This is a genomic window from Zeaxanthinibacter enoshimensis (assembly GCF_004362865.1).
GTDB classification, from domain to species: domain Bacteria; phylum Bacteroidota; class Bacteroidia; order Flavobacteriales; family Flavobacteriaceae; genus Zeaxanthinibacter; species Zeaxanthinibacter enoshimensis.
Genome location: NZ_SNYI01000003.1, coordinates 1 through 15705, shown reverse-complemented (window position 1 = coordinate 15705; position 15705 = coordinate 1). Strand labels below are relative to the sequence as shown.

Here is a 15705-nt window from a genome sequence, read left to right as displayed (position 1 = left end):
ATGATGTTCATTGTTATGATTTGATTCCGCAGCAAGATGGTGCGATATTTTATGGAGAAAATTATAGGCCTGAGTCTGCATGGGCCTCAGTACATAAAGGAGAGATAGTCCCACAAAAATGGTGACTAAACACATTGACCCTATCCTTCTCAGTTTTTCCAATTTGAACGCTTCTATAATAGTTACGGAATTCCAGGTACCAGGGTTTTATTTTCCAACATGTATTTTTTGTATTATAATAAGTAGGGCAGGAGGTATGAAGTCGGGATAAATGAGATATCTATGGTAGTGCCAGCTTATATGGGCCTTTGCCCTACACATCTGGATCCGTAATTTACGATACTCCTCCAAATCCAGATTTAGTTGATTAAGACCTTGGCATGGATTATCCCGCTACGCCCGGTGGGTAGGGAGGAAGAGCGTGACGGCAGTTCTGCCTACCTGGCGGTGATGGCAGGTACGAAACCCAAACCCTGCTAAGGCAGGGTTGGATTCTTTTATTCACTCCCAACGCTAAAGCAAGCTTGGCGTTGTCCGGATTACCGGGCTATCACCCGGTGATCCAGATGGGAAACCCCGGTTGCAGTTACAAAACCCAAACCCCGCCAAGGCAGGGTTTGATTCTTTTATTCCCTTCCAACGCTAAAGCAAGCTTGGCGTTGGAAGGGAATAAAAAAACCCACGCATTACTGCGTGGGTTTTGTGAATGATGTGGGCCCTACTGGATTCGAACCAGTGACCCCCTGCTTGTAAGGCAGGTGCTCTGAACCAACTGAGCTAAGAGCCCCAAATCGGAGTGCAAATATAGAATAGATTTTCGTTACCCAAAACAAAAAATGAAAAAAAATATCATAGAACATCGGCAACGGTGAAAGTGCTGCCCCCTACGTAAATCATATCTCTGACATTTGCTCTTATCAATGCCTGATCAAGTGCTTCGGGTACAGATGCATACACATCTCCCATTAGTCCGTAGGCCGCTGCCTTTTCCTTTAACACTTCAACATCCAGTCCCCTGGGGATATCAGGTCGTGAAAAGTAGTAAATAGCATCTTTGGGAAATAAAGGCAGGATCAGGTCCAGATTTTTCTCTTTTACAAAACCTAACACCAGATGCAGATCCTCGAAGTCTTCGGACTGGAGTTGCTGCATAGTCAGGGATAGCCCCTCCATGTTATGGGCCGTATCATATACCAGTTTGGGTGCTTGCTGCACAACTTGCCAGCGGCCCATAAGACCTGTATTCTCTATAACCTTTAAGAACCCTGCTTCTATATGTTGAGATGAGACCCGGAAATTCTTTAACTTATCCAGAACTCCTATGACCCCTTTCATGTTCTTATCCTGGTAAGTTCCCAGTAAGGCGGTCTTATAAGAATGCTTTACTGTTTTATCGGCATAGATCAGGGGGGAACCCATGGCCTCTGCAATTTCTTCATAAACCGGTACTGCTTCCTCCTGCCACTCGCTTACTACCACAGGAACACCTGGTTTAATGATCCCGGCTTTTTCCCTGGTGATCTTGCTTATGGAATCCCCGAGCATTTCTGTATGATCTAGCCCGATGTTGGTTATCAGGGAAACTTCCGGGATAATGATATTGGTAGAATCGAGGCGTCCCCCCAGGCCCACTTCTATGACCGCAACATCTACCCTCTCCCGGGCGAAATGATCAAATGCCATCCCTACAGTCATTTCAAAAAAAGAAAGTCGGTGTGCGTCCAGGAATTGCCTGTTCTCTCTAATAAAATTGACCACCTGTTCCTCGGTGATCATTTGTCCGTTGATACGGATCCTTTCCCGGAAATCCTTTAGATGTGGTGAAGTGTAGAGACCTACTTTATACCCGGCTTCCTGCAGTACTGAAGCGAGCAGGTGACTACTGGATCCTTTTCCATTGGTTCCTGCCACGTGGATACTGCGAAACTTACGTTCCGGGTTATCGAGATGATCAGCAAAGGCGCGGATATTATCGAGCTTGCCATTATAGGCAGATGCACCTTTCTGCTGGTACATCGGAAGTTGGGAAAACATCCAGTCTAATGTTTCCTGGTACGTCATAGGAGAACCTTGAAGGCCCAAATGTACATAATTAGACATTTAGTTTAAAGCAGGTCTTAGCGATGCTTATTCCCCAAGTTTGAAATTGACAACAACAAAGCCGATCTGTTGTCCCGGAGCTTTGGAATCGAGGTTCCATTTATGAAGGAATGCCGTTTTTGTAGCCGGCTCTAACAGGCATGGGTGATTATTCGTGGTGCCTTTTACCCCGGGGGTAGCATCTATCACTTTTCCGCTGCGGTCCACAACGATCCGGACCACTACCCTGCCTTCCTGGTTACATTCTTGCTGCACTTTTCCCTTGCTGACAAGCGATCTGCCGCTGAGACCGTAACCGCCTGTTCCGGTGCCGCTGCCCGGACTGCCGTAATACGTAGAGGAGTAAGGATCCCCATCCGGCTGGCCTTTGTCCCCGGGTTGCCGGTCATCACCTTCACTACCACTGGCTTGTCCCTCAGAATTATTGATCCCACCGATCATAGCATCAATCTTCCTTTTTTTGGCCTCTTGTTCCTGCCTGGCTTTCTCTTCTGCAGCTGCCTTTTCCCGGGCGAGTTGCTCTGCTTTAGCTTTCTTAGCTGCCTCTGCCTTTTGTTTTTCAGCCTTTTCCTGGTTGATACGGATCGTCTCGGCCTCTTCTCTTGTGAGCAGTTTTTCCGCAGGTTCATCGGCCGCAACTTCTTCACTTGCTTCTACAGCAGGTTCAGCTTTCTCTTCTTTGACCGGTTCTGGTTTTTCTACAGGAGTTTCAGTAGCCTGGGAGGCCACTTTTTCCCGGGGCTGTTCTTTCCCCATACCGAATTCCATGGTGCCAAAATTCACGGTGATACCATTCTCTATTGGGGGGTCCATATAGGTGAGGCCTATATAGAACATCAATAGCAGCAGCACACTTAACAAAACTGTAGTAAGTGTAAAGGACTTCTTTTTGTGTCTCGTATCTAGCAGCGACATTAATTAGGGCGCACAGCGAGGATCACTTTGTAATTATTCCTATTGGCAATATCCATAACGCTTACTGCCTCTTTAATAGCAACGCTCTCTTCTGCCCTAAGAATAATTGTAGGGTTCTCCTTATCTGCCAGTGCTTTTTTTAATTCAATTTCAACGTATTCTCCGTTAATTCGCTCATTGTTCACAAAATATTCCAGGTTGCGATTAATAGTCACTGAAACATTCTGGGTATTGGTCGATTTACCTTTAGCCTTAGGAAGCAGCAGGTCTAATGCGTTTGGCGAATTTGCCGTGAGCATGAAAAAGATAAGCAACAGGAATACGATGTCTGTCATGGACGACATACTGAATTCCGGGCTGATCTTATTTCTTCCTTTTAATTTCATAGCGGTGGATTATACCGGTTCGTTCAAGAGATCCAGGAACTCTACAGCGTTAGCTTCCATCTTGTGGACTACCTTGTCTGTCCTTATCACCAGGTGGTTGTACCCCATGTAAGCTATGATACCCACTACCAGACCTGCTACCGTGGTGGTCATGGCCGTATAGATACCGGATGCAAGGGCTCCCATTTCTGCCTGGCCGCCACTACTGGCCATCTGGTGAAACGCAAGGATCATACCAATAACTGTTCCCAGGAACCCGATCATCGGGGCTGCCCCGGCTATAGTTGCCAGTATATTTACGTTCTTTTCTAACTTATATACTTCCAGGGTTCCGGCATTTTCAATCGCCGTATTAATATCATCCAGGGGCTTCCCGATCCGGGAAATACCTTTCTCGGTTAAACGAGCCACGGGCGAATCGGTCTGGGCACAAAGGATCTTAGCAGCCTCCAGTTTCCCGGTCATTACATGGTCCCTGATCTGGTTCATAAAATTCTTATCGATCTGGGATGCAGCCTTTACCGCCAGCAGGCGCTCAAAATAGATATACAATGCCACTGCCAGCATTGCAAATAACACAGAAATGATGACGATACTTCCTGTACCCCCATTGAATATCAGATCGATGACAGAGAGGGTCTTCTCCTCCGAAACCAGTTCCCCAACTTGAGCTTCGTCAACGAGTTCTTGAAACAAAACCATATATGCAAAATTAAGTTCGCCCTATTAACGGCAAATAACGGAATAAATTATGCGTGAATTACAAAATCACGTAATAACATGAATACCACCGCTCCTGCAGCAAATCCAACAAACGCCAGCCATGCTATTTTTTTCAGGTACCAGAAAAAATCAATTTTTTCCATCCCCATAGCTACAACTCCTGCCGCAGAACCAATTATAAGCATACTACCACCTGTTCCTGCTGAATAAGCGATGAAATGCCACAGCGGGCTGTCCATACTTTGTGAGAACATTCCCATACTGGCAGCTACCAGAGGTACGTTATCAATTATGGCAGATCCAATACCCAGTAACATGACCACAATATCCGTATTCGGAATGGCCGCATTCATGCTTTCAGCATAATTAAAGAGGTAACCCAGGGATTCCAGCGCCGCCACTGCCAAAAGTATACCCAGGAAGAAGAGAATACTGGGTAACTCAATTTTAGATAATGCCTTATGGACCGGGCTGTGATGAGCAGCTGCTTCACTTTCCTCGTCCACGTTGGATATACTGAATTTTGAACTACTGTATATTTCAGCAAATGTTGCCACGAGGGCAAGAGACAGCATCATTCCCACGTAAGGAGGCAGATGGGTGATTGTTTTAAAGAAAGGCACAAATACGATCGAACCCAAACCAAGGTATAACATGGTTGCCCCATGCGGAGAAGCAGGCGCCTCTATCTCTGATACATTATTCTCAATATGACCCTGGAAAACCTTCATTTTACTCACGATAAAGGTCGGCACCAGCATACATACAATAGAAGGCAATAACACGTGAATCACCAATTGTCCGGCAGATACTTTGTTGGCAATCCACAGCATAGTAGTGGTTACGTCCCCAATAGGAGACCATGCACCCCCTGCATTCGCATTTACAATGATCAGACCCGCAAACCACAGCCGGGTCTCGCGGTCCTTGATCACCTTCTGCAGTATGGTCACCAGCACAATGGTTGCCGTAAGGTTATCAATTATGGCAGAAAGTATGAATGCCAGGATAGAGAACAGCCATAAGAGCTTAGTTTTCTTGGTGGTCTTTATGTAGCCTTTAATGGTAGCAAACCCGTCAAAATAATCTATGATCTCTACGATGGTCATCGCACCCAACAAGAACACCAGTATCTCGGCCGTTTTCCCCAGGTGATGCAATAACATTTCATCCAGGTGAGATGGCTCAAGCTGTTTCAGCTCCGCATTGACCTCGAAAACAGGGAGGTGCGCCAGCGCAATAATAGCCCATAAGATAGCCATCATTGCTAATGCGGGGATCAGTTTATCGATTTTTAGATTATGTTCCAGCGTAATGGCGAGGTATCCCGCCAGGAAGACGATAATAATAATGGTTTCCATAAAGTTGGTTTTTAGATGAGCTGTTTCAGGGCTATTTCAAAAGCCGTGGCGCTCAAATCAGTTTTTGACGCATTTTGTTTAAATATATTCAAAATTGCTTTTCTAATGGTATCTGAAGTATCATTAAATATGGATTCATCTTCCATAGATACTCTTTTCTCCATAAAATAAGCAAATACCCGTGCCATACCGCAGTTAGAAATAAAATCCGGAATCAGGCTTACCCGCTTATCCGTGAATTCCATAATAGGTCCGAAAAAGATCTCCTTATCTGCAAAAGGGACATTCGCACCACAGGAAATAACTTCTAAACCGGAGTCTATCATCGTTGATATCTGGTCCTTGGTGATTAACCTGGAGGCCGCACAAGGCGCGAAAATCTCGGTCTGGATTTCCCATATCCTTTTGTTCATCTCGTCAAAGGGAATCATCTGATCAGGATCGGCTACCAAGGTGTTTCCTTTTTTCTTCAGGAAGAAATCTTTGATCTCATCAAAAGAATATCCCTCCTCTTTAATTACTCCCCCGTCACGGTCAATAATCCCCACTACCTTAGCTCCCATTTGAGCCAGGTAATAAGCAGCCGCAGCGCCAACATTTCCAAAGCCCTGAACCACGGCCCGTTTCCCGACCACGGTACCGCCGTAGATATCGTAGTAGTGTTTTACTGCCTCTGCCACTCCGAATCCTGTGATCATGTCGGCTACAGTGTACTTTCGCCTGATGTCTGGGGTGTACTTATTATTTTCGAGCACCTTGATCACTCCCAGCCGCAATTGGCCAATCCTGTTGATCTTATCAGCTTCATTTGGTTTAAAATGCCCATTAAAAACTCCTTCCTGCGGGTGCCACACTCCTGCTTCTTCAGTGATCGGGATTACCTCGTGGATTTCGTCCACGTTCAGGTCTCCCCCGGTACCATAATAACTTTTCAGTATAGGAGCCACCGCGTTATACCAACGCTCCAGCACCCCCCTCTTTCGGGGGTCATTGGGATTGAAATTTATTCCTGATTTCGCTCCTCCGATTGCCGGACCTGAAACCGTGAATTTCACTTCCATGGTCTTCGCTAAAGACAGGACCTCGTTCATATCCAGGCCCTCCCGCATACGGGTTCCGCCTCCTGCAGCACCACCCCTGAGAGAATTAATGACCGTCCAACCTTCAGCTTCGGTTTCGGGGTCTTTCCAGTTGAAAACTATTTCCGGTGGTTTATTCTCATATTTCTGCAGTAAATCTTTCATGATATCGTGTTATCGGATTTGATAATTATTCCAGTAAAACGGGCCTGTAAACCCATTTTTTATTTTGTTGCCAGGTCTATCCGGGCAATACAGGCAAATATAAAAATAATGAGGTGCTATTAAAGAATTTCAGAGGGGATAAAGACAGGCTTGATGACATACTGGTCCAGGCCAATTAGAATTTCGTAAAAGATTGGACCAGTGATTGAATATCTTATAACATAGCTTTATATTTGTCAGGCTTTTTTATCAATATCTTAATTGAACATACATGAACTTTGAATTGACGGAAGAACAGCAGATGATCAGGCAGGCTGCCAGGGATTTTGCGAACACCGAATTATTACCCGGGGTAATTGAACGAGATGAAAAACAGGAGTTCCCAAAAGAACTGCTGAACAAGATGGGGCAGGCAGGCTTTATGGGCATGATGGTCTCCCCGGAATACGGTGGAAGCGGGCTGGACACCCTGTCCTATGTTTTAACCATGGAGGAACTCTCCAAGATTGATGCCTCTGCATCTGTAATAGTTTCCGTGAATAATTCTTTGGTCTGCTGGGGGCTGGAAACCTATGGTACTGAAGAACAGAAAAAGAAATATTTGACCCGACTTGCAAGCGGCGAGATCATTGGGGCTTTTTGCCTTTCCGAGCCGGAAGCTGGTAGCGACGCAACATCCCAGAAGACTACGGCAATTGATAAAGGCGATCATTACGTGCTGAACGGAACCAAGAACTGGATCACCAACGGTGCCTCCGCAGATGTTTACCTGGTCATTGCACAGACAGACAGGGAAAAGGGTCATAAAGGTATTAATGCCCTTATCGTTGAGAAAGGCATGGAAGGCTTTGAACTGGGTCCTAAAGAAAATAAGTTGGGGATCAGGGGTAGTGATACGCATTCTCTACTGTTTAATGATGTTAAAGTTCCAAAAGAAAACAGGATAGGGGAAGACGGCTTTGGTTTCAAGTTTGCCATGAAGACGCTTTCCGGGGGACGAATTGGAATTGCCGCCCAGGCACTCGGAATTGCTGCCGGCGCTTACGAACTGGCTAAAAAATATTCGCAGGAGCGCAAGGCCTTCGGAACGGAGATCTGTAACCACCAGGCCATTGCCTTTAAACTTGCCGATATGCACACCGAGATACAGGCCGCCAGGTTACTGGTATACCAGGCAGCATGTGACAAGGACGCTAATCGCAATTACGATATGTCTGGCGCTATGGCTAAGCTATACGCTTCTAAGGTAGCGATGGAAACCACTGTAGAAGCCGTACAGGTTTTTGGCGGAAATGGTTTCGTCAAAGAATACCACGTGGAAAGGCTGATGAGAGATGCCAAGATCACCCAGATCTACGAGGGGACTTCAGAGATACAGAAAATTGTGATCTCCAGGGGTATACTCGATCGCTAATTTTACACCTTCACATAACGAAACACCTCCTTTTTAAGGGGGTGTTTTTGATTTAATAGCATTTTTCACAGTCTAATTCAGTTTTTCAGAGGGGTTAACGTACAAAATATTACATTTTAAGGCCAATAAACCAGAATAACATCTCCAACAGCAGTTCTGGGTACTCAAAATTACTGATCTGCTAATTTGACCAGTTACAAAATTCGGGATTGAGAAATATTTAACATCTCATTAAAATACCTGCATTTCTTTCATACTTCTAATCAATAATCGATTTTTTCTTTATCCATATAGGTATTTTAGTAGAAATATCTCAACAAAATGGCTTTAAAGAAACAAGGATTATACCTGCCGGAATTTGAACATGACAACTGTGGTGCCGGGTTCATCTGTAGTTTAAAGGGAAAGAAATCGAATACAATTATCCACAAGGCCCTGGAGATCCTGGTCAAGTTAGAGCACAGGGGCGCGGTAAGTGCAGACGGAAGAACAGGAGATGGCGCCGGAATACTCATCGACATACCCCACGAATATTTCACAGATGTATGTGATTTCAGCCTGCCTGAACCGGGGCAGTACGCCGTTGCTAACATCTTCCTACCTCAGAAAGAGAACCAGCGAAATTATTGTATGAATGTTTTCGAAGAAGAAATTCTTAGACAGGGCTTACAATTGCTGGGTTGGAGAAATGCCCCGGTGAACCGGAGTATCCCGGGCGCAATGGCGATGAAAACAGAACCATTTGTAAAACAGGTTTTTGTTGGCAAACAGAAGGAACAATCCGAATTTGACTTCAACCTTAAACTATTTACCGCCAGGAAGATAAGCGAGCATAAGATCCTGGGGTCAAGGCTGTCTGAGGCAGGATATTTTTACCTGCCCAGTCTTTCAACCCGCATCATAATATACAAAGGACTCCTTATGCCGGAGGATATTAAGCTCTATTATGAAGACCTGGTTGACCCGAGGGTGGTTACCCGGCTTGCCCTCGTTCATCAGCGTTTCTCAACCAATACCTTCCCCACCTGGGATCTCGCGCAGCCCTTCCGGTATATGTGCCATAACGGGGAGATCAATACGCTGAGAGGAAATGTTTCCAGGATGCGATCGCGTGAAGAATTGCTGGAAAGTGATCTTTTCGGGGAAGACATCAAAAAGATCATTCCGGTTGTGCTGCCCGGAAAATCGGATTCGGCCAGTCTTGATATGGTCGTGGAACTATTACTGATGACCGGCCGATCCCTCCCGGAAGTGATGATGATGCTGGTGCCGGAAGCATGGGAAAAGAACCCGGACATGTCTGAAGCCAAACGCGCGTTCTATGAATACAACTCCTGCCTGATGGAGCCCTGGGACGGGCCTGCTTCTATCCCCTTTACGGATGGTAATTATATCGGGGCCGTATTGGACAGGAACGGCCTGAGACCCTCGAGATATTCGGTCACCAAGGATGGTTATGTGGTCATGTCCTCTGAAACTGGGGTTCTTGACTTAGCTCCTGAAAACATCGAGATGCATGGACGCCTGGAGCCCGGAAAAATGTTCCTGGTAAACATGGAAGAAGGAAGGATTATTAACGATGAAGAGATCAAGGAAAAAATTGCCCAACGTTTCCCATATAAGAAATGGCTGGACAAAAACCTTATCCACCTCAGAGATATCCCTTACACTGATTGCCCGTTATTCCTGAACGAAGCACCTCTTGAACAGCGGAAGGCAGCCTTTGGTTATACCTTAGAAGATATCAATACCATCATTTTACCGATGGCTAAAACTGCGAAAGAACCAATTGGTTCCATGGGATCCGATACACCTATAGCGGTACTCTCTGAGAGGCCTCAACTCTTGTATAATTATTTCAAACAACTTTTTGCCCAGGTAACCAACCCTCCATTGGATGGAATCCGTGAAGAATTGATCACAGACATCAGCCTTACCCTGGGCAGCGATCATAATATTTTTGAATTCTCAGAAAAACATTGCCAGAAACTCAAGATCCAGAACCCGGTGATCTCGAAAGAAGACCAGGATAAGATCAAGAACTATGATTCCAGCCCGTTCTATAAAGTAGTTTCTATCCCTATGCTCTACGATGTAGCCAAGGGCCACAACGGTTTGGAAGAAGGGCTGAATGCCATGCTTTCCGAAGCGGAAAAGGCAATTGATAATGGAGCAAATATCCTAATCCTCTCTGACAGGAATATAAATAAGGACAATGCCCCCATCCCTGCTCTCCTCGGTTGTTCGTTTGTTAGTAACGGGCTTCAGAAGTTGCGCAAGCGCTCTAAGGTTAGCCTGATCATAGAATCAGCAGAACCGAGGGAAGTTCACCATTTTGCCCTCCTTTTCGGATTTGGTGCCAGTGCAATTAACCCATACCTGGTAAACGAAATAATCGGCGAGCAGATCAAAGAACAGGATATTACTGAGTTCGAGTTTGACCAGGCTATAAAGAATTACAATAAGGCAATTGGAAAAGGAATTCTCAAGGTGATGAATAAGATCGGGATCTCCACCTTGAATTCCTATCGTGGATCCCAGCTGTTCGAATGTATCGGGTTAAACACCAAGGTAGTCGATCAATATTTCCCGAATACTCCAACCCGAATCCAGGGAATAGGGCTGTACGAGATCGAAAAAGAAATTGCCAAACGGCATCATAAAGCATTTACGAAGTCGAAGATCGCCTCAGAGCTCGACCTCGAGATTGGGGGAGAGTACCGCTGGAGACGAGATGGTGAAAAGCATATGTTCAACCCTATCTCTATTGCCAAGCTTCAGAAAGCGGTCCGTAACAATGAGCCGGACACCTATAAAGAGTTTGCCGAAATGGTCAACGAACAGTCTAAAAACCTGATGACCATACGAGGGTTATTCGAATTCTCGAATTATGACCCTATTCCCCTTGAGGAAGTGGAGCCTTGGACAGAGATCGTCAAGCGTTTTAAGACAGGAGCGATGTCTTATGGTTCCATCAGCAAGGAAGCCCATGAGAACCTGGCTATAGCCATGAACAGGATAGGCGGCAAAAGTAATTCGGGTGAAGGAGGAGAAGATGCTGAACGATTTTACAAGAACCAGACCGGTGATTGGAGGAACAGTGCGATCAAACAGGTAGCCTCGGGGCGTTTTGGCGTTACCTCGGATTACCTTACCAACGCCAGTGAAATTCAGATCAAGATGGCACAGGGAGCTAAACCCGGAGAAGGCGGACAGCTCCCCGGTCCTAAAGTAAATCCATCTATTGCAAAAACAAGGAATTCGACGCCATACGTCGGACTTATCTCTCCTCCACCCCATCACGATATTTACTCTATTGAAGATCTTTCACAATTGATCTATGATCTAAAATCGGCTAATCGAGAAGCGAGGATCAACGTAAAACTAGTTTCCGAAGTAGGAGTAGGAACTGTGGCCGCAGGTGTTTCCAAGGCTAAGGCCGATGTCATCCTGATATCAGGTTTCGATGGGGGAACCGGGGCTTCACCCCTCACCTCCCTTAAGCATGCTGGTTTACCCTGGGAATTGGGAATTGCTGAAGCCCAGCAAACCTTAGTTCTTAATGATTTAAGAAACCGTGTCAGGTTAGAGTGTGACGGACAGCTAAAAACGGGGAGGGATGTAGCGATTGCCTGCTTGCTCGGTGCCGAAGAGTTTGGTTTTGCCACAGCTCCCCTGGTTGCTTCGGGCTGTATTATGATGAGGGTTTGCCACCTGAACACTTGTCCTGTTGGGATCGCAACACAGAACCCGGAACTCAGGAAGAAATTTGAAGGTAAACCGGAGCATGTTGTAAATTATATGTATTTCATCGCAGAGGAATTAAGAGAGATCATGGCATCCCTCGGATTCCGTACCGTAGATGAAATGGTAGGCCAGGTTCAGAAGCTGGACAGGAATAAAGCCATCGAACACTATAAAGCTAACGGGATAGACTTAAGTCCGATCCTGTATCAACCCCCGGTCCCGGCGGGTACAAAGTTGTATAATACCGAAACGCAGAATCATCATATAGAGGAATCAATCGAGTTCAAGATCATAGAACAGGCACATCCTGCGCTCTTCCGGAAGGAGAAAACCCAGCTTCATTTTCCAATTTACAACACTGACAGGGCTGTAGGAGCCATTATCAGCAACGAAATATCCAAGATCTATGGTGCAGAGGGTCTTCCTGAAAACACGCTTAAAATCCAGTTTAACGGGTCTGCCGGTCAAAGTTTCGGGGCTTTTGCCACTAAAGGCTTGACAATGGTGGTAAGTGGGAGCACCAATGATTATATGGGGAAAGGACTTTCCGGTGCTAAACTTATCATCCGGGTTCCCGATAAATCCACTCTTAAACCAGAGGAGAATGTGATCATAGGAAATGTGGCATTGTATGGCGCAACCTCCGGGGAGGCTTACATTAATGGTAAAGCCGGGGAACGATTCTGTGTTCGTAATTCAGGCGCCAGGGCTGTCGTTGAAGGCATCGGGGATCACGGGTGTGAATATATGACCGGCGGTGTAGCAGTAATCCTGGGGAAAGTCGGTCGGAATTTCGGTGCGGGAATGAGTGGCGGAATAGCATTTGTACTGGATGAAGATTCCACTTTTGAAAAGATGTGCAACAAGGAAGCACTAAACCTACTGAAGGTGGAGGAAAAGGAAGATATTGATACCCTGCGCGAAATGATAGAGAACCATTACAATGCAACGCTGAGTCCAAAAGCCCAGCATATTCTTGAGCGTTGGGATGAATACCTTCCAAAATTCACAAAAGTATTCCCCGAAGAATACAGGCAGGCATTGATACGACTGGAAAAGGAAAAATTAGCATTGACATAATCGGAGTTATGGGAAAGATTACAGGATTTTTGGAATTCGACAGACAAGAAGAGAAATATGCTCCTGTAGAGGAGCGGGTAAAACATTTTAAGGAATTCACTATCCCTTTAAAGGAATCCGAGCTTAAAAAACAAGGGGCCCGATGTATGGATTGTGGCATACCATTTTGTCACAGTGGTTGCCCCCTGGGCAACCTGATCCCGGATTTTAACGATGCGGTGTACAGGGGTAAATGGGAGAAGGCTTCTGAAATTTTGCATTCGACCAATAACTTTCCTGAATTCACGGGCAGATTATGTCCTGCTCCTTGTGAAGAGGCCTGTGTGTTAGGCATCAATGAAGATCCTGTCTCTATTGAGAATATAGAAAAGCAGATTGCCGAAACTGCTTTTAAAAAAGGATGGATAGAAGCCAGGCCGCCGGAGGTAAGAACCGGAAAAAAAATTGCCGTGGTAGGATCCGGCCCGTCAGGTTTGGCTGCTGCACAGCAATTAAATCGCGCAGGGCATTTGGTAACTGTTTTTGAAAGAGACGAAAAACCAGGGGGGCTGCTCCGATACGGGATCCCTGATTTTAAAATGGAAAAAAATGTAATCGACAGGAGATTGCAACAGCTCAAAGACGAAGGCATTGAATTTAAATGCAACAGTCATATAGGAAAGGACATCTCCGCAAAAGATCTGAAAGATGATTTTGATGCCATTGTTCTCTGTGGTGGGGCAACTGTCCGTCGGAATTTATCTATAGAAGGGGCCGATTTAAAAGGGGTGGTACAGGCAATGGATTTTCTATCTCAGAACAACCGCCGGGTAGACGGCGCCAAGGAACCGGCAGAACCCATTATCGCAGAGGGCAAGAATGTAATTGTTATCGGGGGAGGTGATACAGGCTCTGATTGTATAGGCACTTCTTTCAGGCAAGGCGCTAAGTCGGTCAGCAATTTCGAGATCCTCAGCAAGGGAACCCCGGAACGGCCTGCAGACCAGCCATGGCCATTCTGGCCAATGAGACTGAGAACAAGTTCTTCTCACAAAGAGGGCGCTCAACGATTTTTCAGCATTGCCACGAAGAAGTTCGTGGGAGATGAAGATGGGAATCTTAAATCCCTTATCACTGCTGACGTGGTCTGGGAAAAGGAAGAAGGCAAGAGACCGGTATTAAAAGAGGTACCAGGAACTGAAAAAGAATGGCCATGTGAACTTGCGCTACTTGCCCTCGGTTTCACAGGATCTGAAATGACTATAGCAGAACAACTTGGTCTTGAGGCGGATCCCAGGACCAATATCAAAGCTTCCGCCAGGGATTACCAGACGAACGTGCCTGGTGTATTCGTCGCCGGGGACCAGCGCCGGGGGCAATCCCTGATCGTCTGGGCAATCTCGGAAGGCCGGCAGGCAGCGCACCATGTAGATCGTTTTCTGATGGGGTCCTCAGAACTACCTCTTAAGGGCGAAGGCGACTTACCAAGGATTTGAATTAGCTATATATTACTAAAAGTAAAAGCCCCGGTTGATCCGGGGCTCTTCATTTTTCCGGCATTGGGGACTACCGGGGTTTAGTCAAAAACCGATTGAAGTTTACAAAAGTGATGCCAAAACGGTTTTTTCGGTCTCCAGGGAGTTAATAAACAGTTAAGGACTTTGAAGGTTGAATTCCGGCACGGGTTCTCCCGCCCTTTAGCTGGTGAATAATATTAATAAGCAATTGTAGTGTTCCAATATTTTACAATGTGGGTAAAAATGTATCATTTTGTTTACTGTTCCTGTCTTTTCTTGTGAATAAATCTTGAGTAGACTAATAAGAGATAAGCGCCAACATGCTCTTCCTGACAGTTCTGGGATGTAACAATGAACTGCAAGGAAAACATCGGGTGAGATCTGGGGATCACAGATCCCACCCCGGTAATAAGTTAGTTTTGTCTGCTGCAGTTTTAAAGCAGTATATAGATTATTAATCTCTCCGGCACTGCTGTTTTCCTGCAGGGAAGGCGGTTATCTTAACTCTGGGGAGGGATTAGTACAATCCCACACCTATCCCCTGACCCCTGATCACAATGCAAGTTTCCTGCAGGGAAGAAAGATATCTTTAACCTTAGGGAGGGACTGATAGGTCCCCGGCCTGTTAACCCAGTGTATGCTTCTTGCAGTCTAATTCTATAACTTGACACTGGGGAGGGATTAGCACAATCCCCCACCTATCCCCTGGCCCCTGTCCACCATGCAAGTTTCCTGCAGGGAAGAAAGATATCTTTAACCTTGGGGAGGGATCGGTAGATCCCCGACTCATTAAATACTGTGCATGTTTTCTGCTGGGAGAACGATTATCTTGTTCTTGGGGAGGGACTGATAGGTCCCCGGCCTGTTAACCCCATGCATGTTTCTTGCAGCGTAATCTTATAACTTGACCCTGGGGAGGGACTAAGTAGTCCCCGGTTCTTCTTTTACTGGATGAATACTGTGCAAGTTTCCTGCAGGGAGTACAATTATCTTATTCCTGGGGAGGGACCAATGGGTCCCCGGCCTGTGTATTCCTCTGTGCATGTTTCCTGCAGGGAGAAGCACTATCTTGACTCTGGGGAGGGATCAGGATGATCCCCGGTTCCTTTGGGAGCGACAGAAGGATTAAGCTCCGCTGTCATAGGTTGAGTATAGGGCAAAAAAAAAGACCCCTACATTGCTGTAGAGGTCTTCAAAGAAGGCGGCGGCCTACTCTCCCACCTAGTGGCAGTACCATCG

The 15705-nt window shown here is 46.0% G+C and carries 9 protein-coding genes and 1 tRNA gene; 3 read left to right on the top strand and 7 right to left on the bottom strand.

The window, feature by feature from the left end:
• Positions 1-712 precede the first annotated feature (712 nt).
• From CLV82_RS11715 to CLV82_RS11685, 7 genes are all read right to left on the bottom strand, one after another.
• A tRNA-Val gene (locus CLV82_RS11715) sits at positions 713-787 on the bottom strand.
• Between the two features lie 62 nt (positions 788-849).
• A complete protein-coding gene (locus CLV82_RS11710) occupies positions 850-2061 on the bottom strand; it encodes a bifunctional folylpolyglutamate synthase/dihydrofolate synthase (protein WP_133644547.1) in 1212 nt (403 codons plus the stop codon).
• Between the two features lie 66 nt (positions 2062-2127).
• The gene (locus CLV82_RS11705) at positions 2128-3015 is read right to left on the bottom strand and encodes an energy transducer TonB (protein ID WP_133644546.1); all 888 of its coding nucleotides are present in this window, start codon (positions 3013-3015) and stop codon (positions 2128-2130) included.
• Positions 3015-3401, bottom strand: a complete 387-nt coding sequence (locus tag CLV82_RS11700; RefSeq protein WP_133644545.1) for an ExbD/TolR family protein — start codon at positions 3399-3401, stop codon at positions 3015-3017. The genes CLV82_RS11705 and CLV82_RS11700 overlap by 1 nt, the downstream gene beginning before the upstream one ends.
• A 9-nt stretch (positions 3402-3410) precedes the next feature.
• Positions 3411-4103 carry a MotA/TolQ/ExbB proton channel family protein gene (locus CLV82_RS11695; RefSeq protein ID WP_133644544.1) on the bottom strand — a complete coding sequence of 231 codons (693 nt, stop codon included), beginning with the start codon at positions 4101-4103 and terminating at the stop codon, positions 3411-3413.
• Positions 4104-4150: 47 nt separating this feature from the next.
• Positions 4151-5485 carry a sodium:proton antiporter NhaD gene (gene nhaD, locus CLV82_RS11690; RefSeq protein ID WP_133644543.1) on the bottom strand — a complete coding sequence of 445 codons (1335 nt, stop codon included), beginning with the start codon at positions 5483-5485 and terminating at the stop codon, positions 4151-4153.
• Between the two features lie 11 nt (positions 5486-5496).
• Positions 5497-6729 (bottom strand): Glu/Leu/Phe/Val dehydrogenase dimerization domain-containing protein, encoded by a 1233-nt coding sequence (locus tag CLV82_RS11685; RefSeq protein ID WP_133644542.1) that lies wholly within the window; start codon positions 6727-6729, stop codon positions 5497-5499.
• 271 nt (positions 6730-7000) lie between these two features.
• Between CLV82_RS11685 and CLV82_RS11680 the strand changes: the two genes are divergently transcribed.
• The 3 genes from CLV82_RS11680 (at position 7001) to CLV82_RS11670 (ending at position 14445) form a co-directional block, all read left to right on the top strand.
• Entirely contained in the window at positions 7001-8143 is a 1143-nt protein-coding gene (locus tag CLV82_RS11680) for an acyl-CoA dehydrogenase (protein ID WP_133644541.1), read from the top strand.
• Between the two features lie 321 nt (positions 8144-8464).
• Positions 8465-12970 carry a glutamate synthase large subunit gene (gene gltB / locus CLV82_RS11675; protein ID WP_133644540.1) on the top strand — a complete coding sequence of 1502 codons (4506 nt, stop codon included), beginning with the start codon at positions 8465-8467 and terminating at the stop codon, positions 12968-12970.
• Positions 12971-12978: 8 nt separating this feature from the next.
• Positions 12979-14445: a glutamate synthase subunit beta gene (locus tag CLV82_RS11670; RefSeq protein ID WP_133644539.1), complete on the top strand. Its 1467-nt coding sequence runs from the start codon at positions 12979-12981 to the stop codon at positions 14443-14445.
• Positions 14446-15705 lie beyond the last annotated feature (1260 nt).